18 protein-coding genes are annotated in these 18,682 nt (G+C 69.2%); 5 read left to right on the forward strand and 13 right to left on the reverse strand.

All coding sequences use genetic code 11. From position 1 onward, the window contains the following. Positions 1-8: 8 nt before the first annotated feature. Entirely contained in the window at positions 9-734 is a 726-nt protein-coding gene (locus AC1DY7_RS02680) for an LppX_LprAFG lipoprotein (protein ID WP_477492109.1), read from the forward strand. Further along, positions 734-2,302: an MFS transporter gene (locus tag AC1DY7_RS02685; RefSeq protein WP_477492110.1), complete on the forward strand. Its 1,569-nt coding sequence runs from the start codon at positions 734-736 to the stop codon at positions 2,300-2,302. Before AC1DY7_RS02680 ends, AC1DY7_RS02685 begins: the two co-directional genes overlap by 1 nt. Here the strand turns inward: AC1DY7_RS02685 and AC1DY7_RS02690 are convergent. The 9 genes from AC1DY7_RS02690 to AC1DY7_RS02730 all read right to left on the reverse strand — a co-directional run bounded on the left by AC1DY7_RS02690 (position 2,299) and on the right by AC1DY7_RS02730 (position 11,729). Beyond that, on the reverse strand, positions 2,299-2,448 hold the full coding sequence (locus tag AC1DY7_RS02690; RefSeq protein ID WP_477492111.1) for a hypothetical protein: 150 nt from the start codon (positions 2,446-2,448) through the stop codon (positions 2,299-2,301). The genes AC1DY7_RS02685 and AC1DY7_RS02690 overlap by 4 nt on opposite strands. A 105-nt stretch (positions 2,449-2,553) precedes the next feature. After that, a complete protein-coding gene (ribD, locus tag AC1DY7_RS02695) occupies positions 2,554-3,561 on the reverse strand; it encodes a bifunctional diaminohydroxyphosphoribosylaminopyrimidine deaminase/5-amino-6-(5-phosphoribosylamino)uracil reductase RibD (protein ID WP_477492112.1) in 1,008 nt (335 codons plus the stop codon). After that, a complete protein-coding gene (gene rpe, locus AC1DY7_RS02700; protein WP_477492113.1) occupies positions 3,558-4,238 on the reverse strand; it encodes a ribulose-phosphate 3-epimerase in 681 nt (226 codons plus the stop codon). The genes ribD and rpe overlap by 4 nt, the downstream gene beginning before the upstream one ends. Positions 4,239-4,256: 18 nt before the next feature. Continuing rightward, positions 4,257-5,657: an RsmB/NOP family class I SAM-dependent RNA methyltransferase gene (locus AC1DY7_RS02705; protein WP_477492114.1), complete on the reverse strand. Its 1,401-nt coding sequence runs from the start codon at positions 5,655-5,657 to the stop codon at positions 4,257-4,259. After that, the gene (fmt, locus tag AC1DY7_RS02710; protein WP_477492115.1) at positions 5,654-6,580 is read right to left on the reverse strand and encodes a methionyl-tRNA formyltransferase; all 927 of its coding nucleotides are present in this window, start codon (positions 6,578-6,580) and stop codon (positions 5,654-5,656) included. Before fmt ends, AC1DY7_RS02705 begins: the two co-directional genes overlap by 4 nt. Positions 6,581-6,599: 19 nt before the next feature. Then, entirely contained in the window at positions 6,600-7,136 is a 537-nt protein-coding gene (locus tag AC1DY7_RS02715; RefSeq protein WP_477492116.1) for a LemA family protein, read from the reverse strand. A gap of 7 nt (positions 7,137-7,143) precedes the next feature. Next, positions 7,144-8,970 (reverse strand): DUF2207 domain-containing protein, encoded by a 1,827-nt coding sequence (locus tag AC1DY7_RS02720; protein ID WP_477492117.1) that lies wholly within the window; start codon positions 8,968-8,970, stop codon positions 7,144-7,146. Positions 8,971-8,997: 27 nt separating this feature from the next. After that, on the reverse strand, positions 8,998-10,944 hold the full coding sequence (locus tag AC1DY7_RS02725) for a primosomal protein N' (RefSeq protein WP_477492221.1): 1,947 nt from the start codon (positions 10,942-10,944) through the stop codon (positions 8,998-9,000). A gap of 86 nt (positions 10,945-11,030) precedes the next feature. After that, positions 11,031-11,729, reverse strand: a complete 699-nt coding sequence (locus tag AC1DY7_RS02730; RefSeq protein WP_477492118.1) for a lysoplasmalogenase — start codon at positions 11,727-11,729, stop codon at positions 11,031-11,033. Here AC1DY7_RS02730 and AC1DY7_RS02735 point away from each other — a divergent pair. The 3 genes from AC1DY7_RS02735 to AC1DY7_RS02745 are packed head-to-tail and all read left to right on the forward strand — an operon-like array spanning position 11,728 to position 15,125. Then, entirely contained in the window at positions 11,728-12,657 is a 930-nt protein-coding gene (locus AC1DY7_RS02735; RefSeq protein ID WP_477492119.1) for an alpha/beta hydrolase, read from the forward strand. The two genes, AC1DY7_RS02730 and AC1DY7_RS02735, sit on opposite strands and share 2 nt — an antisense overlap. A gap of 3 nt (positions 12,658-12,660) precedes the next feature. Continuing rightward, on the forward strand, positions 12,661-13,608 hold the full coding sequence (locus tag AC1DY7_RS02740) for an alpha/beta hydrolase (RefSeq protein ID WP_477492120.1): 948 nt from the start codon (positions 12,661-12,663) through the stop codon (positions 13,606-13,608). After that, a complete protein-coding gene (locus tag AC1DY7_RS02745) occupies positions 13,605-15,125 on the forward strand; it encodes a flavin-containing monooxygenase (protein ID WP_477492121.1) in 1,521 nt (506 codons plus the stop codon). Before AC1DY7_RS02740 ends, AC1DY7_RS02745 begins: the two co-directional genes overlap by 4 nt. Before the next feature lie 37 nt (positions 15,126-15,162). Here AC1DY7_RS02745 and metK read toward each other — a convergent pair whose 3' ends face one another. The 4 genes from metK to gmk all read right to left on the reverse strand — a co-directional run bounded on the left by metK (position 15,163) and on the right by gmk (position 18,675). After that, entirely contained in the window at positions 15,163-16,371 is a 1,209-nt protein-coding gene (gene metK, locus AC1DY7_RS02750) for a methionine adenosyltransferase (RefSeq protein ID WP_477492122.1), read from the reverse strand. Positions 16,372-16,474: 103 nt separating this feature from the next. Then, positions 16,475-17,713, reverse strand: a complete 1,239-nt coding sequence (coaBC, locus tag AC1DY7_RS02755) for a bifunctional phosphopantothenoylcysteine decarboxylase/phosphopantothenate--cysteine ligase CoaBC (RefSeq protein WP_477492123.1) — start codon at positions 17,711-17,713, stop codon at positions 16,475-16,477. Between the two features lie 12 nt (positions 17,714-17,725). Next, a complete protein-coding gene (gene rpoZ, locus AC1DY7_RS02760; protein WP_477492124.1) occupies positions 17,726-18,019 on the reverse strand; it encodes a DNA-directed RNA polymerase subunit omega in 294 nt (97 codons plus the stop codon). Positions 18,020-18,096: 77 nt separating this feature from the next. Next, on the reverse strand, positions 18,097-18,675 hold the full coding sequence (gene gmk / locus AC1DY7_RS02765) for a guanylate kinase (protein ID WP_477492125.1): 579 nt from the start codon (positions 18,673-18,675) through the stop codon (positions 18,097-18,099). Between the last annotated feature and the right edge of the window lie 7 nt (positions 18,676-18,682).

Genomic DNA, 18,682 nt, shown 5'->3' on the forward strand with positions numbered 1-18,682 from the left:
TGCTGGGTATGCAGACGCAGCAACGCCGTGCAATTCGTGTCCGTTTCCTGATCCCCTTCCTGGCGGTGTTCCTGGCTGCGCTGGGACTTGTCGGGTGTTCGTCGTCGCCGAAGCAGAACGACGCCCCGCTTCCCGACGCCGCCGCACTGCTCAAGCAGTCCGCCGACACGACCCGCGCCCAGACGAGCGCACACGTGGTGCTGACCACGACCGGGGACATCAAGTCCCTCCCGATCACGATTCTCACCGGTGACATGACCCTGACGCCGGCGGTCGCCGCGCAGGGCAAGGCCGACATCATGTTCCTCGGCCAGAAGCTCTCCGACGTGAAGTTCGTGGTGTCCGATGGCAATCTCTACGGCGCCATCACCTCCGGCGGTGCCATGGAGAACTTCGGCCCGGCCGCCGACATCTACGACATCTCGACGATCCTCAGCCCGGAGAACGGGTTGGCCAACATCCTGACCACCTTCGCCGACCCGAAAGCGGAGGGCCGCGAGTCGATCAACGGCGCGGACGCGGTGAAGATCAGCGGCACCGTGCCCGCCGACGCGATGAACAAGATCGCGCCCGCACTGAAGGTCACCGGACCGATCCCGGGCACCGCCTGGATCCGCGAGGACGGCGACCACCAGCTGCAGCAGGTCAAGTTCGACATCGCCGAGGGGAAGACCATCCAGATGACGTTGTCGGACTGGGGTAAGACCGTCACCGTCGACAAACCCGCCGCCTGATGCCGGCCCGCACCAACCGCGGCCTCGCGATCGGCGCGGGTGGCCTGGCGGTACTGCTCGGTGCGCTGGACACCTATGTGGTGATCGCGGTGATCCGCGACATCATGGCGGCCCCGCCCAAGGGCATCGGTATCCCGCTGAACCAGATTCAGCAGGTCACCCCGATCATCACCGGGTATCTGCTCGGCTACATCGCGGCCATGCCGCTGCTGGGGCGGGCCTCGGACCGGTTCGGTCGAAAGTTGGTCCTGCAGGCCAGCCTGCTCGGGTTCGCCGTCGGCTCGGTCGTCACCGCGCTGTCCACCGACCTGACCATGTTGGTCATCGGCCGCGTCATCCAGGGCACCGCCAGCGGCGCGCTGCTGCCGGTCACCCTGGCGTTGGCCGCGGACCTGTGGTCGGCCCGCAACCGGGCGACGGTGCTCGGCGGTATCGGTGCCGCCCAGGAACTGGGCAGCGTGCTCGGCCCGCTGTACGGCGTCTTCATCGTCTGGGCGCTGAGCAAATGGCAGGACGTGTTCTGGATCAACGTCCCGCTGGTGGCCGTCGCGATGGTGCTGATCCACTTCAGCCTGCCGTCTAGGGATCGCAGCAAGGAACCCCAGAAAGTCGACGTCATCGGTGGCGTACTGCTCGCCGTCGCGCTGGGTCTGGCCGTCGTCGGCATGTACAACCAGTCCCCCGATGGCAAACAGCTTCTGCCCAGCTATGGGCCGCCCATGCTGATCGCGGCACTCGTCGTCGCCATCGGCTTCTTCGTCTGGGAGAAGTTCGCCACGACACGGCTGATCGAGCCCGCGGGCGTGCACTTCCGGCCGTTCCTGGCCGCGCTGGGTGCCTCGCTGTGCGCCGGCGCCGCCCTGATGGTGACGCTGGTCAACGTGGAACTGTTCGGCCAGGGCGTGCTGGGTAAGAGCCAGGAAGAAACGGTGTTCCTGCTGGTCTGGTTCCTGGGGGCGCTGCCCGTCGGTGCCCTGATCGGCGGCTTCGTGGCCACCCGGATCGGCGACCGCGTGGTCGCGTCCGTCGGCCTGGTGATCGCCGGCTTCGCGTACTGGCTGGTGTCACATTGGGACACCAATGTGCTTACCGCGCACCATGATCTGGGTGTCGTGGCGCTGCCGACCTTCGGCACCGACCTGGCACTGGCCGGCTTCGGGCTGGGACTGGTGATCGGTCCGCTGACCTCGGCGAGCCTGCGGGTGGTGCCGGCTGCCGAGCACGGCATCGCCTCCGCGCTGGTGGTCGTCTCCCGGATGATCGGCATGCTGATCGGTATGGCCGCACTGAGCGCCTGGGGTCTCTACAAGTTCAACCAGTTCCTGCAGGAGCGACTGGCGGCGTTGCCGGCGCCCAAGGCCGACTCACCCGGAGGCATCCTCATCGCGCAGGGCGCGCGACTGGGGCAGGCCACCAAAGAGGCCTACACCATGCAGTACGCCAGCATCTTCCTCATCACGGCGATCGTGTGTGTGGTGGGAGCGGTGTTCGCCTTGTTCGTCAGCGGTCGTAAAGAGCATGCCGATGAGGCCGAAACCGAGTTGGCGCCAAGCGAAGTCGGTAGCTAGCAGCGTTCGACGCCGCGCCGCATGGCCTTGGGCTTGCGGCGCGGCGCCGCCGCCGGAACACCCACGCGCAGGGCGCCCCACATGATCGATTTGACGGCGCGCTGGGTCAACGGGGAAATACCGAGCCAGTCCTGCAGGGCAGTCATGGTCTTCGTCCTTTGTTCAAGCTCTGCGCGCTCAACGATGACAACGCTTTGCCAAAATTGTACCGGCGTGCAGGAATCTTGGGGGTTCCACCGTGGCGGGCCCGATTACGAACCGTCGGGCACCATGCTCAGCCGCACATCGGGGCCGATTGTGTCGATCCCGTCGAATCGCCAGCGCTGTGCCCCCGCGATGCTGAGCACCCCGACGTCATCGACGGCCGTGATCGGTCCGCCGAGCAGGATCGGCGCCACATAGGCCAGGATCCGGTGGATCACCCCGGCCCGCAGGAACGCCCCGGCCAGGGTGGGTCCGCCCTCCACGAGTACCGCGGTGCGGTCCGAGAGGGCCCGCATCACCTCATGCGGATCGCGGGTCCGGATCACCATGGTGCGCGAATCATCGTTGAGCACATTGGCTTCCGGCGAGATTTCGCGTTCGCCGACCACGACGCGCAGCGGCTGATTCTCGGCCAACGAACCATCGGGCAGACGTGCGGTGAGCGTCGGGTCGTCGATGTAGACCGTGCCGGTGCCCACCACGATGGCGTCCACCGCCGCCCGGTAGCGGTGCACGTCCAAGCGCGCGGCCTCGCTGGTGATCCACTGGCTGCTGCCGTCGGCGGCTGCGCTGCGGCCGTCCACGCTCGTCGCGAATTTCCATGTCACATAGGGCAATCCGGTGTGCTGCTTGTGCAACCACTCGCGCAGCGGGCCGGCCGCCACCTCGGCCTCACCCACGCCGGCGATCACCTCGACACCGGCCTCGGCCAGCCGGTGGGCACCACCGGCGGCCTTCGGATTGGGATCGCCGACCCCGTACACCACTCGGGCCACACCGGCGGTCAGCAGCGCGTCCACACACGGTGGGGTGCGGCCGTGGTGGTTGCACGGCTCCAGGGTGACCACCGCGGTCCCGCCCCTGGCGCGCTCCCCCGACTGCCGCAGCGCGACGACTTCGGCATGCGCGCCGCCTGGCGGTTCGGTGCCGCCCACCCCGGCGATGTGACCGTCGGCGTCCAGGATCACCGCTCCGACAGGCGGATTCGGGTACGTGGTGCCCTTGACCCGCTCGGACTCGGCGATGGCCTGCCGCATGGCGGCCGCGAACGTCATAGGGTCAGATGCCGCGACGCCGACGCCGCCTGGGCGCGCAGGCGCCGCACCGCATCTGCGGGATCCTCGGCGCTGTAGACCGCAGATCCGGCGACGAAGCAATCCACGCCGGCCTCGGCGGCCTGCTCGATGGTGTCGGCGTTGATCCCGCCGTCGATCTCCACCACGATCCGCAGTTCACCGGAGTCGACGAGGCGGCGCACAATGCCGACCTTGGCGAGCACCTCCGGGATGAAGCTCTGCCCACCGAAGCCCGGCTCCACCGACATCACCAGCAGGGTGTCGAAATCGCGCAGGATCTCCAGGTAGGGATCGATCGGGGTCCCCGGCTTCACACTCAGCCCGGCCTTCGCCCCCGCCGCGCGGATATCGCGGGCCACCGCGACCGGATTGTCGGTCGCCTCGGCGTGGAAGGTGACGTTGTAGGCACCGGCCTCCGCGTACGGCGGCGCCCAGCGCTGCGGGTCCTCGATCATCAGGTGGCAGTCCATCGGGATGTCGGTCACCTTGAGCAGGCTTTCCACCACGGGCAGGCCCAGCGTCAGGTTCGGGACGAAATGGTTGTCCATCACGTCGACGTGCAGCCAGTCCGCGCCGGCCACCGCGGCGACTTCATCGGACAGCCGGGCGAAGTCCGCGGACAGAATGGACGGAGCGATGAGTGGACGACCTGCCATGGGTGGTCAGCCTACTGGTCAGGCCGAATTCACCCGCAAAGCAGCCGCGAACATCGCGTCGGTGCCGTGCCGGTGCGGCCACAACTGCACGTATGGCCCGGCGCCGAGACGGTCGACGCCCGGGAACAGTTCCCGGGTGTCCAGCGCCTGCACCGGTTGGCGGCGCAGCGCATCGGCCACCACACCCACGGTTTCGGCCAGGTGCGGCGAACAGGTTGCATACAGCACCACCCCGCCCGGCCGGGTCAGCGCGATTGCCGCGGCCAGCAGTTGCTTCTGCAGCTTGCCCAGCGCCGGCACGTCGCCGGGCTGGCGACGCCACCGCGCCTCGGGCCGGCGACGCAGTGCGCCCAGCCCGGTGCACGGCGCGTCGACGAGCACCCGGTCGAAGCTGCCCGGCTCGAGTCCGGACTCGCGGCCGTCGACCTGCAGCACCGGCACGCCGAGCCCGGCGGTGTTCTGCTCCACCAGTGCGGCCCGGTGCGGCGTGGGTTCGACGGCGGTGATCTGGACGCCCGCACCGGCGATCGCGGCGATCAGCGCGGTCTTCCCGCCGGGCCCCGAACACAGGTCCAGCCACTGACCGCCGTCCGCGCCCTCCAGCGGCGCCAGCGTCAGCGCCCGGGCCACCAGCTGCGATCCCTCGTCCTGCACCTGCGCGGCACGGTCGCGCAGCGCCTTCAGTTCACCCGGGTCACCGCCGGTGAGATACACCGCATACGGCGAATACCGGCCGACGGTGCCGTCGGCCTGGGCGGCCAACTCCTCGGCGGTGAGGAGCCCGGGCCGGGCCGCCAAATGCACGACGGGCCGTGCGTCGTCGCTGGCCAGCAGGTCGGTCAGCTCACCGGCGTCGGCGCCGAGCGCATCGACGAAGGCTTGCGCAACCCAGCGCGGGTGCGCGTGCGTCAGCGCTGCGTGGCCGACGGGATCGGTGGCCGCCGGCGGGGCGATCTCCGCGAGCCAGGACTGCTCATCGCGTTCGGAGATGGTGCGCAACACGCCGTTGACGAAACCCGCTCGCGCCGTGTCGAATTCGAGACCGGCCTGGTCCACGGTGGTGTCCAGCGCAGCGTGCGCGTCGACGCGGGTGCGCAACAGTTGGTAGGCGCCCAGCCGAAGCAGATCCAGCAGCACCGCATCGATCTGGTCGACCGGACGGCCCGCGGCGGTGCTGATCACGGCGTCGAGCAGGCCGCGGGTCCGGCAGGTGCCGTAGGTGAGTTCGGTGGCGAAGGCGGCGTCGCGGCCGGTGATCCCGCGCTCGCGCAGCAGGGCGGGCAGGGCGAGGTTGGCGTATGCGTCACGCTCGCTGACCGCGCGCAGCACGTCGAAGGCGGCCCGCCGGGCGGCGTCCAGCGGCTTGCGGGGCGGCCCCTTGCGTTGCTTGGGTCTGTTCTGGTCGTGATACCGGCTCATCGTGCCCGTGTCTCCTCGTCGAGCCGGGCGCCGCGCGCCCAGTCCGCTGCCTTCATCGGTTTCTTTCCTGGCGGCTGAATCCAGCTGAGCTGCAACGCATGTGATCCACTACCGACCCATACATCGCGCCGGCCCACCTCGAACTGGCCGGGCTCCAACTGTTTGTCGGGCGCCACGGTCACGGGACCCACGCGCAGGCGGGTCTCCCCGATGGTGGTCCAGGCGCCGGGGTTGGGTGTCACCGCGCGGATCCGGCGATCCACGGCGTGAGCGGGCAGGTCCCAGCGCACCCGGGCCTCCTCGACGGTGATCTTGGGCGCCACGGTGATTCCCTCGCCGGGCTGCGGTACCGGCACCAGTGCACCGTCGGCGATCCCGTCCATGGTGGCCTCGAGCAGTCCCGCGCCCGAAACCGCCAGCCGGTCGAGCAGATCCCCGGCCGTGTCGGCGGGCCGGATGGTCTCGGTCACCACCCCGTACACCGGCCCAGAATCCAGTGCCGGCTCGATCAGGAACGTGGTGGCCCCGGTCACCACGTCCCCCGCGGCGATGGCGGCCTGCACCGGCGCCGCACCGCGCCAGGCCGGCAGCAGCGAGAAATGCAGATTGATCCAACCGTGCGTGGGTACCGCGAGCAACTCGTCGCGCAGCAACGCCCCATAGGCCACCACCGCGCAGGCTTCCGGCGCGAATTCGGCCAATTCCGAGACGAATTCGGCGCTGTTCGGCTTGGCCGGTTTCAACACCGGGATCCCGTGCTCGTCGGCCAGCAGCGCCACCGGCGACGGGACCGGGGTACCGCGGCGCCCGACGGCCGCATCCGGGCGCGTCAGCACGGCGACCACCTCGTGACGAGACGAGTCGATGAGCTTGCGCAGCGAGGGCAGCGCGGGTTCCGGGGTTCCGGCGAAGACGAGACGCACCGCGACAGTCTAGGGCCCGCTACCGCGGTGCCTGGTAAAACTCCCGTTCACTCACCCCGGCCAGGGGCGCCACGAACATCCACGGCATCGTGACGATCAGCCGGTTCACGGTGGCCACCGCGTCGTTGTAGTACTGCCGGGCGAAGGCCAGCTTGTTCTCGGTATCGGTGAGGTTGCGCTGCAGATCCAGGAAATTGTTCGACGAGTTCAGCTGCGGGTAGCTCTGCCCCAGCGCGAGCACCTGACCGACTGCGTCGTCCAGATTGCGCTCGGCGGCGCTGCGCTGGGTGACCGACGCGGTCCCCGTGGCCGCGGTCAGCTCGGCCCGCGCGTCGGTCACATGGTCCAGGACCGCCTTCTCATGGGCGGCGAACGATCCCACGGTGTGCACCAGGCTGGGGATCAGGGCCGCCCGTCGGGTCAGCTCGACGTCGATGCCCGACAGCGCCTCGGCCACCCGCACATCGGCGCCGCGCAACTTGTTGTATCCGGCCACGAAACCGACCAGCACCGCCACCGCGATCAGCAGCACCAGTATCAGCAGGAACCTCACCATATTTTCCTCACCACGAGCCTCCCCCACCACCACCGCCGCCACCGCCGCCTCCGCCACCACCGGAGCTGCTGCTACTGCTGCTGCCACCGGAGGAGGACGACGACTGCGATGCGGTGTACGCACCGATCGACGAGGACAACGCCGATTCGAAACTATCGAAACTCGGACCTGAGGACCCACCGGAGAAGTAGGTCGAGCCGCTGTAGTCGCTGGACGACGAGTGATACCAACCCGGTTGCGGGGCAACGGCTCCCGTCGTCGCCTGATACTTCTGCGCCCACAGTGCGGCGGTGCCCGCGGCCACCGCGAACGGGACGTAGGCGGTGTAGAGGTCTTTACGTGCGGCGAAGTCGAAACGGGTCTCGGCCGAGTCGGTGGACAACAGACGGTGGAATCCACCGGCTTGGGACCACAATTGTCTGCCCGCCTCGCTGCGCCGGGTGCCGACTCCGTCGGCCCAGGCGCGCACCGACAGCAGGAAGAACACCACGAACGGCAACGCCCACAGCGTGATCGGGAAGCCCCACCGGAAGAATCCGCACACCATCAGGATCGCCGCGACCGCGTTGGCCGTCCGCACCCAGAGTTCCTTGCGGCGCTTCACCAGCAGGCCGTCTTTGAGCGCCCACTGCTGCACGGCCTCGGTCATATCGGTCTTGGCCTTGCTGAGCTTCTTTCCCGAGGAGGCCGTCTTCTTCGCCTCGAATTCGGTGCCCTGCCCGATCACCTTCAGCGCCGAACCGACCGCCACGCTGATCCGGTCCACGTCGGCCCAGGCGCCGGGCTTGGCGATGCCCGTGACGTTCCACTGCTTGTCGTTGAACTGGCGCAGATCGATGAGTTTGCGTTCGGCCAGATAGAACAACGTCGCGGTCAGACCGTCCTTCGGGACGGCCTCGGTGCGGATGTATTCGCACTGCACCGGGCCCAGTCCCGGCGGCGGCGCGTACTGCACCGGGAATCCCGGCGCCGGCTCAACGGTGCTTCGGTAAGCCAGCGCGGCGCCCACTCCGGCGAGCACCGACAACCCGAGCAGCACCACCACCCGGGTCGTCGACTGCCCCAGGATCCGGTCGAAGGTGTAGGGCCACAGCAGTTCGGCACGCGCCGGGGTGGGCATGTCGACACCGGCGCGCAGGGTGACCGGGGTGCGTGGCTGCAGGCCCGTCGCCCTCAGCGTCACCGTATGACCGCGCACCGTCAGGTCGGCACAGTCCCGTCCGGCGCCGAATCCCACCGAACACTGTGCGCCGACGACGTTCTCCGGCAGGGTCACGGTGATCTCGGCCCGATGGATGATGTTGTTCCAGGAGGGCGCGATCACGTTCCAGTAGAAGGCGGTCTCGGCGAGCACACGGCCGGTGGTCGACGCGAATTGCTTGTCGGCACCCACTTTCCCCGAGTCCAGCACCCCGTCGATGTGATAGCGGATCTCGAAGACATGCCGTCCCCAGTCCAGCGTGACGTCGGGCGAACCGATCTTGGCGACCCGGAACCGTTCACCGTCCTCCCACAGCATCTGGTAGGGGGCCGGCTCACCGTCCATCAGGATCGAATCGATCTGCGGGACCTGGCGCACCCGCGGGCTGTTGCGATTCGCCACGTCCCAGTACCGGAAGATGCCGTGCCTGCCGCTGGGGAACTCGCCGTTGATCGTTTCGACCGCGTCGAGGCGGCCGTCGGCGTCGACGGTGTAGGTGGCGGTGTACTGGGCGATCTCCACCGGGTCGTCGACCGGGGAACCCGAGCCCGACGAGATGCTGAAAACCAGCGGCCAGAGGAAGCCAAACATGATGAGTACCAACAGGATCGACCAGCGGAACAGCCGTCCCATACCCACCTCCTGTGCGTTGGCTGAGCCCTACCCTATGTGCAACGGGTCCATTTGCACACGCACCGGCTGTTGATCGTGACGCGCCGACATCGTGTTGACGGCCTTGCGCAGTGCCGCGGCGAGTTCCAGACCCGTGTCCCGGGGCACCCGGACCAGCATCCGGCTGATGGGGCTGTCCGGCGAAACCCCCGGGGGGCGACGGGCCCCGGGCGGCAGGTCCACCGGCCCCAGAGGCTCGGCGCCCGCGGGCAACGAGGTGACGTCCAGCATCGCGGCGACGGCCTCAGGGGTGCCGTCGAGCACCGCGAGGTGCACCGCGGGCGGCAGACCTACCTCGGCGCGCGCGTCCAGCTCGATATCGGCGTGGCCCACCGCATCCCAGCGGATCAGCGACTGCACGGTGGGGATCACCGACTCGGCGATGACGGCCACCATGCCGCCGTCGGCGCGACTGCGCACCAGCGCCGAAGCGGCCATCCACCGCCGCAGCGTGTCCTCCGACGCCCGTAGATCCTGGCGACCGAGCAGGGCCCAGCCGTCGAGCAGCAGGGCCGCGCCGTATCCCCCGGGAGCGACGGGTTCCGCGCCGGGCGTGGCGACGACGACCGCCGGCCCCTCACCCACCTCCGACAGCACGGAGTCGCCGCCGGAGGTGATGACGACCGCATCGGGCAGGGCGCGGCCCAGTTCCTCGGCGGTGCGGCGGGCCCCGACGACGACGGCCCGGACCGCGTCGGATCCGCAACTGACGCAGCGCAAGGACAGGTCGGTGCGGGCGCACCACCGGCACACCGCGCCGTGGGCGTCGCGGTCGGGCAGCGACATCGGACCGGTGCAGTGCCGGCAGCGGGCCACGGTGCGGCAGCGGGCGCAGGCCAGCGCCGGGATATAGCCGCGCCGGGGTACCTGGACCAGCACCGGATGCCCGGCCGCCAGCGCGGTGCGGGCCGCACGCAGGGCCATCGAGGGCACCCGTGCGGTGCGGGCTGCGGGGTCGCGCTCCTGGTCGAAGCCGCTGTCGTCGAGGGCGACCACCCGCGGCGCGTGCGCACGCACCACCGCGCGCCCGGCCACCAGATCGTGGGCCCAGCGAGTGCGGACCAGCGCCTGCGCCTCGGCCGTCCTGGCATAACCGCCGAGCAGCGCAGCGCAACGCAGCTGGTGGGCGCGCAGCATCGCGACCTCACGGGCATGCGGATACGGGGCGCGGGGTTCGGCCAGGTTGTCGTCGCCGTCGTCCCAGACGGCCACCAGGCCCAGATCCTCCACCGGTGCGAACACCGCACTGCGGGTGCCGATCACCAGCCGGGCCTGTTTGCGCAGCACGGCCAGCCAGCGTTTGTACCGCTGCGACGGGCCCAGGCCGGCGGACAACGCCACCACCCGGGACTCGTCCACGTACTGCAGCGCGGCGACGTGCACGGCGTCCACATCGCGCTGATCCGGGACGATCAGCAGGGCGCCTCGCCCGGCGTTCACCGCCACGGCAGCCGCTTCGGCCAACCGCTGCGCCCAGTGCTCCCCCGGCAACGCCTGCCACACCGCGCGCGCCGCCCGGCCCTCGCGCACGGCGCCGAGGAACTGCTCGCCGCGGCCGTAGACGGCCCAGCCCGATTCGTCGATCGCGTGCTCGGTCGGGGGCGGCAGTTCCTTGTCGGCCTGCTTCTCGGCCCTGGCGTGCCGCGGCGGCACGGCCAGCCGCAACACGTCGGCCCGGGTGCCGGCGTAGCGGGCGGCCACCGCGTCGACCAGCCGTCGCACCTCCGGGGTCAGCACCGGCTCGGGCGACACCACCCGGTCGAGAAATCCCAGCTTTCCGGAATGGTCGGTGTCCGAACGCCTTTCGAGGACGAATGCGTCGACGAGGCGGCCGTGGAAGCGCACCCGTACCCGCACCCCGGGCTGGGCGTCGTCGGATTGGTCGGCGGGCACGAGGTAGTCGAACTCGCGGTCCAGGTGCGGGACCGAGAGCATCGGTAGGACGCGGGCGATGGGCTCGTGCTCGGCGGGCAGGAGCGCAGCGACCCGGGATTTGGGCTCGGCGGCGACCCGGGCGACCGTCACCGCTCGCGGCCGAAGAAGAAGCCGGCGGTGATCAACAGCAGCGACGCGCAGTAGGCCCACCAGATCGGCACGGCCAGTTGCTCTGAACCGAGCACGAACTTGCTGATCCCGATCATCCCGTCGGACACCGCGAAACAGAGCGCGCCCATCGCCGTCCACGGCGTCGGCAGCCGCGCGAGCAGGGCTGCGCACACCATCGCGGCCAGCACCCCCATGTAGACCACCACGGGTGCCGCCATGCCCTGCTCCAGCAGACTCGGCCAGAACCACACCAGCAGCCCCACGCAGGCGACCAGCACCGCAGCGGCGGCACCCAGACGCGCGGGACTGCGTTGCGCCAGCGGGTACAGCGCGGTCAGAAAACACAGATGGGCAAGCAGGAAGGCGGCCAGCCCCAACACGAAAGACGGCTGCCACCACGGCATCGCCAGCAGGAAATCCCCGGCGGCGGAGAAGATCAGCGCCGGGATCAGCCAGCGCCGTTCACGGGTGACGGGGTGCCAGAGCGCCGCGGCGGCCAACAGCACGGCCGCACTCGCCTTCACGGCGGGTTGCAGCCCGAACTGCCCCGTCAACTCGGCACCTGCGGGCACCCGCAGGGCCACCGTGACGAGGAAGATGCCGTAGCCGGCGCCGGCGACCAGGGCCAGCACCCACAGCAGCCCGGTGGGGCGCGCTGCGTACGGTGATCCCATGCCTGAATCCGGTACCGACAGACCCGCCCTGGACGCCATCCTGCAAAAGGTACTGGACGCGGTGCCGTTCCAATTGACGATGGACGGCGGCCCCGAGGCGGCCCGGGAACGGTTCAATGCCCTGCCGCGCCGCCCGGTGCACCAGGACCTGCGTGTCGAGGATCGCACCATCGAGGGCGTTCCGGTCCGGATCTACTGGCCGCAAACCGACGACCCAACCCCGCCGGTACTTCTCTTCTTCCACGGCGGCGGCTGGGTCGTCGGCGATCTGGACAGCTACGACGGCACCGCCCGCGAACACGCCGTCGGGGCGGGCGCGGTGGTGGTGTCGGTGGACTACCGGCTGGCTCCCGAGCACGTGTACCCAGCCGCTGTCGACGACGTCTGGGCGGTGACACAGTGGGTGGCCGCCCATGCCAGCGAGCTCGGTGCCGATCCGGAACGCCTTGCGGTGGCCGGTGATTCGGCTGGTGGAAATCTGGCGGCCGTGGTGGCGCTGCTGGCCCGCGATGCCGGACTGCCCCTGCGGTTGCAGCTGCTGTGGTACCCCGCGACCACATGGGACACCTCGCTGCCGTCGTTCCGTGAGAACGCCGACGCCCCCGTCCTCGGTCGCGGCGACGTCAGCAGCTTCTCACTGCTGTACGCCGGGGACGCGGACCTGCGAAACCCGCCGGCCACCCTGGTGCCGGCCCGCGCCGAGTCGCTGGAGAAGGTCGCGCCGGCCTACATCGCGGTCGCGGGCTACGACCCGCTGCGGGACGACGGCGTCCGGTTCGGCGAGCTGCTGACGGCCGCGGGCGTGCCCGCCGAGGTGCACAAAGCCGACACCCTGGTGCACGGCTACCTCGGTTATTACGGGGTGGTCCCGGCCGCGACCGAGGCCGTCGACCGTGGGTTGGCCGCGCTGCGGGCCGCGTTAGCCTGAATCATGACCGCCTCCCCAGAGATCCGGCCCGTCGATCCCAATCTCAAAGCGTTGCTGGATGCCGTCCCCATGGAATTCACCCAGGAAGACGGCGTAGGGGTGGCCCGCGAACGCCTCCGCAAGGTTCGTCCGCCCGCCGAGATGCTGCCGCAGCTGCGCATCGAGGAACACACGGCGGGCGACGTCCCGGTGCGGATCTACTGGCCTCCGGTCGACAAGCACGACGGCCTGCCCGTCGTCGTCTACTACCACGGCGGCGGCTGGGCGATCGGCGACCTGGACACCCACGATCATGTGGCCCGCGCCCACGCGGTCGGCGCCGAGGCCATCGTGGTGTCGGTGGACTACCGGCTGGCACCCGAGCATCCCTTCCCCGCCGGCGTCGAGGACGCCTGGACGGCGTTGCGCTGGGTGGGTGGGCATGCCACCGAACTCGGTGGCGACCCGGCCCGCATCGCGGTGGCCGGCGACTCGGCAGGCGGCAACCTGTCCGCGGTGATGGCGTTGCGGGCCCGCGACGCAGGCGGTCCGCCGCTGGTGTTCCAGCTGCTCTGGTATCCGGTCGCCGTCGGTGACCGCAATGCCCCGTCGTTCCATGAGAACGCCGACGCCTACATCCTCAACCAGGCGGTCAGCGACGCGTTCATGAATTGGTACCTACCCGGATTCGATCTCGACAATCCTGGCGCGCTGCCCACCGACGTGGCTCCGGCCAATGCCGCCTCACTGGCCGGTCTGCCACCGGCATTCATCGGCACCGCCGGCCATGACCCGCTGCGTGACGACGGCGGGAAGTACGCCGAATTGCTCACCGCCGCAGGAGTATCCGTGCAATACAGCAACGAACCGTCGATGGTCCACGGCTATGTGAGCCTGGCGCTGGCCTCACCGGCGGCGACCGAGGCCACCGAACGCGGACTGGCCGCGCTGCGGGCAGCGCTGCATCGATGACCGAGCCGCAGTTCCACACCCTGATCGTCGGTGCCGGGTTCTCCGGCATCGGTGCTGCGATCAAGCTCGACGAGGCCGGACTGCCGGACTATCTGATCGTCGAGGCCGCCTCCGAAGCGGGGGGAACCTGGTACTGGAACACCTATCCCGGTATCGCAGTGGACATCCCGTCGTTCTCCTACCAGTTCTCCTTCGAGCAGAGTCCGGAGTGGTCACGCACCTACGCGCCGGGCCACGAACTGAAGGCTTACGCCGACCACTGCGTCGCCAAGTATGGGATCGACCGCAAGATCCGGTACCGCACAGAGGTCACCGGTGCGGTGTTCGACGACGCCGCGAACCTCTGGCGGGTCAGCACCGACACCGGCACCATCACCGCGCGCCATCTGATCAATGCCGCCGGGGTGCTCAACGTCCCCAAGCTGCCCGACATCGACGGCATCGAGACATTCGCGGGCACCACACTGCACACCGCGCGCTGGGACCATGACGCCGACCTGACCGGTAAACGGGTCGCCGTCATCGGCACCGGCGCCTCGGCCGTGCAACTGATCCCCGAGATCGCCCCGATTGTCAAGCAGCTCACGGTGTTCCAGCGCACCCCCATCTGGTGCTTTCCCAAGTTCGACGTGCCGCTGCCCGCCGCGGCCCGGTGGGCGATGCGACTGCCCGGCGGCAAAGCGGTGCAACGAGCGCTCAGCCAGAGCTACGTCGAGGTGACCTTCCCGCTGTCGGCGCAGTACCACGGCGTCTTCCCGCTGGCCAAGGGCGCCGAGGTGCTGGGCCGCAACTACCTGCGCCGTGAGGTCCGCGACCCGGTCCTGCGGGACAAGCTGACCCCGCGCTACGCGGTCGGCTGCAAACGGCCCGCGTTCCACAACAGCTACCTGTCCACCTTCAACCGCGACAACGTGTCTCTGGTGACCGACCCCATCGCCGGCGTGACACCCGCGGGGGTCACGACCACCGACGGCGTCACCCACGAGGTCGACATCCTGGTGCTGGCAACGGGTTTCAAGGTGATGGACGTCGACGCGGGCACCTTCGCCCTGATCGGATCCGGCGGGCAGTCGCTGGCCGAGTTCTGGTCGGCACACCGCATGCAGGCCTACGAGGGGGTCAGCGTGCCCGGCTTCCCGAACTTCTTCAACGTCTGCGGGCCCTACGGCTACGTCGGCTCGTCGTTCTTCGCACTCATCGAAACCCAGACCCACCACATCGTGCGCTGCCTGAGCCGGGCCCAGCGCGACGGCGCGACCCGCATCGAGGTGCGCCGCGACGCCAACGACCGGTACTTCGCGGAGATGATGCGCAAGCGGCATCGCCAGATCTTCTGGCAGGACAGTTGTGCCGCGGCCAACAGTTACTACTTCGACAGCAACGGCGATGTGCCGCTGCGGCCGGCCAGTACGCCCGAGGCGTACTGGCGCAGCCGCCGCTTCCCGCTCGAGGATTACCTGTTCTCGTCACGCTCCAACGGTTCGCCGGCAGACAGAGAGCCCCGCTTTCTCGGGTGAGAAAGCGGGACTCTGCCTGTTCGCGGTACGAAGTGGGTTACACCGATGCCTTGAGCTCGTCGACCTTGTTCAGCTGCTCCCACGGCAACTCGATGTCGGTGCGGCCGAAGTGGCCGTACGCGGCAGTCGGTGCGTAGATGGGGCGCAGCAGGTCCAGGTCGCGGACGATGGCACCGGGCCGCAGGTCGAACACCGCGGTGATGGCCTTCTCGATGCGGGCCGGGTCGACGGTCTCGGATCCGAACGTCTCGACGAACAGGCCGACCGGGGCCGCCTTGCCGATGGCGTAGGCGACCTGGACCTCGACACGCTCGGCCAGGCCGGCGGCGACGACGTTCTTGGCGACCCAGCGCATGGCGTAGGCAGCCGAGCGGTCCACCTTCGACGGGTCCTTGCCGGAGAAGGCACCGCCGCCGTGGCGGGCCCAGCCGCCGTAGGTGTCGACGATGATCTTGCGGCCGGTCAGGCCGGCGTCGCCCATGGGGCCGCCGAGCACGAACTTGCCGGTCGGGTTGACCAGCAGCCGGAAGTCGGAGGTGTCCAGCGTCTCGTGGTTGAGGTCCTCGAGCACGGTCTTGACGACGTGATCGCGGATGTCCGGGGACAGCTGGCCGTCGAGGTCGATGCCGGCGGCGTGCTGAGTGGAGAGCACGACGGTGTCCAGCCGGATCGGGGTGGTGCCGTCGTACTGGACGGTGACCTGGGTCTTGCCGTCCGGGCGCAGGTAATCCAGCTTGCCGTTCTTGCGGACCTCGGTGAGGCGGCGGGCCAGCCGGTGCGCCAGCGCGATCGGCAGCGGCATGAGCTCGGGGGTGTCCCTGATGGCGTACCCGAACATCAGGCCCTGGTCGCCGGCGCCCTGCAGGTCCAGCGGATCCGCGCCGCCCTCGACACGGGTCTCGTGCGCGGTGTCGACGCCCTGCGCGATATCGGGTGACTGGCGGCCGATGCCGATGTTGACGCCGGCCGTCTCGCCGTCGAAGCCCTTGTCCGAGGAGTCGTAGCCGATCTCCAGGATCCGCTTACGCACGGTGTCGTTGATGTCGGCGAACGCCTCCTTGGCCGAGGTCGTCACCTCACCGATGACGTGCACCTGGCCGGTGGTGACGGCCGTCTCGACCGCGACACGCGACTTGGGATCGGCGGCCAGCAGCGTATCGAGGATCGAATCGCTGATGGCGTCACAGATCTTGTCGGGGTGGCCTTCGGTGACCGACTCACTGGTAAACAGCCGACCTGCGCTCACAGTGCATCCTCCAAGTAGTTAGGTGGTCGAATCATAGACAAGCTCATAGGCAGCCAACCCCGCGCTACCTGGTTCACGCAACCCTTACCCGCAGCGTGATGGGTCACGACGTCAGGACGGCCCCGATCGCGTCCACGATACGGCTGGCCATCAAAGTCTTCGACCCGTGCGGCAGAGCCGACTCCGCGCCGTCGGCGGCCAGCAACCACCCGGTGTTGTCGTCGACTTCGAAGGCCTTACCGTCGCCGACGGCGTTGACCACCAGCAGATCGCAGCCCTTGCGCTTCAGCTTGGCGCGGGCATGGAAGAGCACGTCGCCGTTCGCGTCGCCGGTCTCGGCCGCGAATCCCACGATGACCTTCATGTTGGGCAGCTGTCCTTCGGCGCGTGCCCGTACCGTTCCGGCGAGCACATCGTCGTTGCGCACCAGGTCGATCGAGCTGGGCTCGCCTGCGCCGCCCTTCTTGATCTTGGCGGTGGCCACCTGGGTCGGCCGGAAATCGGCGACCGCCGCGGCCATCACCAGCACCGCAGCGTCGGGAGCGTGTTTGGACACCGCGTCGCGCAGCTGCGCGGCCGAGCCGATGTGCACGACGTGCACACCCGCCGGGTCGATCAGGCCCGCGGTGTTCCCGGCGATGAGGGTGACATCGGCGCCGCGCTGGGCGAGCACCCGTGCCATGGCGTAGCCCTGTTTCCCGGAACTGCGGTTGCCGATGAATCGGACCGGATCCAGCGCTTCGCGCGTCCCGCCCGCGGTCACCAGGACCTTCACGCCCGCCAGGTCGTAGGGCAGGGCGTCGGTGCGCTCCAGGAGCAAACCCGCCAGGGTGGTGATTTCCTCGGCCTCGGGCAGTCGTCCCGGTCCGGTGTCGGCGCCGGTGAGCCGCCCGGAGGCCGGTTCCAGCACGATGGATCCGCGGCGGCGCAGCGTGGCGACATTGTCGACGGTGGCCGGGTGGTACCACATCTCGGTGTGCATGGCCGGGGCGAAGAGCACCGGACAGCGCGCAGTGAGCAGCGTCGCGGTCAGCAGGTCGTCGGCGCGGCCGGCGACGGCGCGCGCCAGCAGGTCGGCCGTGGCGGGAGCCACCACCACCAGATCGGCCTCTTGGCCGATCCGGACGTGCGGCACCTCGTCGACGTTCTGGAAGACACCGGTGTGCACCGGGTTGCCGGACAGCGCCTCGAACGTGGCGGCACCGACGAATTTGAGGGCCGACTCGGTCGGGACGACCCGGACGGAGTGTCCTGCCTCGGTGAGCTGGCGGACGACCGTGCACGCCTTGTAGGCGGCGATACCGCCGGCGACGCCGACGACGATGCGCTTACGGTCGGCCATCAGCGCGGGGGCCTAGCCCTCGCCACCCTCGGTGTGCTCCAGCAGATCGCCGTGGATCTCGCGCATCGCGATGGACAGCGGCTTCTCCTGCAGCCCCGGCTCGACCAGCGGGCCGACGTACTCAAGGATGCCGTCGCCGAGCTGGTTGTAGTAGTCATTGATCTGACGGGCACGCTTGGCGGCGTAGATGACCAGCGCGTACTTGCTGGACGCGCGATCGAGCAATTCGTCGATGGGCGGGTTGGTGATGCCCAGCGGCGTGTCATAGGCGTTGGCGGCGTCGAGGTTCTCGACAGGCGTGCTCACGAAGGTTCTCCCGGAGTGTTTTAAGTGTTAAAGAAGATGCAGTTGATGCTGTTGAGGCAACTGTCGGATCGAACCGGCTAGCGGACCACCAGCAAGGATACCAATTCCGCGCACGCCGACTCCAATTGACTGTTGACGACCACCACATCGAAGTCCGGCTGGGCGGCCAGTTCCGCTCGCGCCGTGGCCAAACGTCTGGCTTGTACCTCGGCGGTTTCGGTGCCCCGGCCGATGAGCCGTTCCTCCAGCGCCTCCCAGCTGGGTGGCGCGAGGAACACGGAGATCACCTCGGGCATCGCGGTTTTGACGGCCCTGGCACCGGCCAGATCGACCTCGATGAGGACCGGCACGCCGGCCTCGGTCGCCTCGCGGATCGGGCCCGCGGGCGTTCCGGAGCGGTGCAGTCCGCCGTGTATGTCGGCCCATTCGAGCAGTTCGCCCGCATCGATCAGGCGCTGGAATTCGCTCGCGGAGACAAAGCGATAGTCGACGCCGTCGACCTCACCGGGCCGCGGCGCACGTGTCGTGGCGGACACGCTGAAATGCAGATCGGGAATCCGGTCGCGCAGACAGCGCACGACAGTGGACTTCCCGACGGCGGACGGGCCGGACAGCACTACAACAGCAGCCTTGTCCGGCCCATCACCAGTCTTCACTTGTGGG

The sequence above is a fragment of the Mycobacterium sp. P2_H7 genome, from assembly GCF_056403275.1.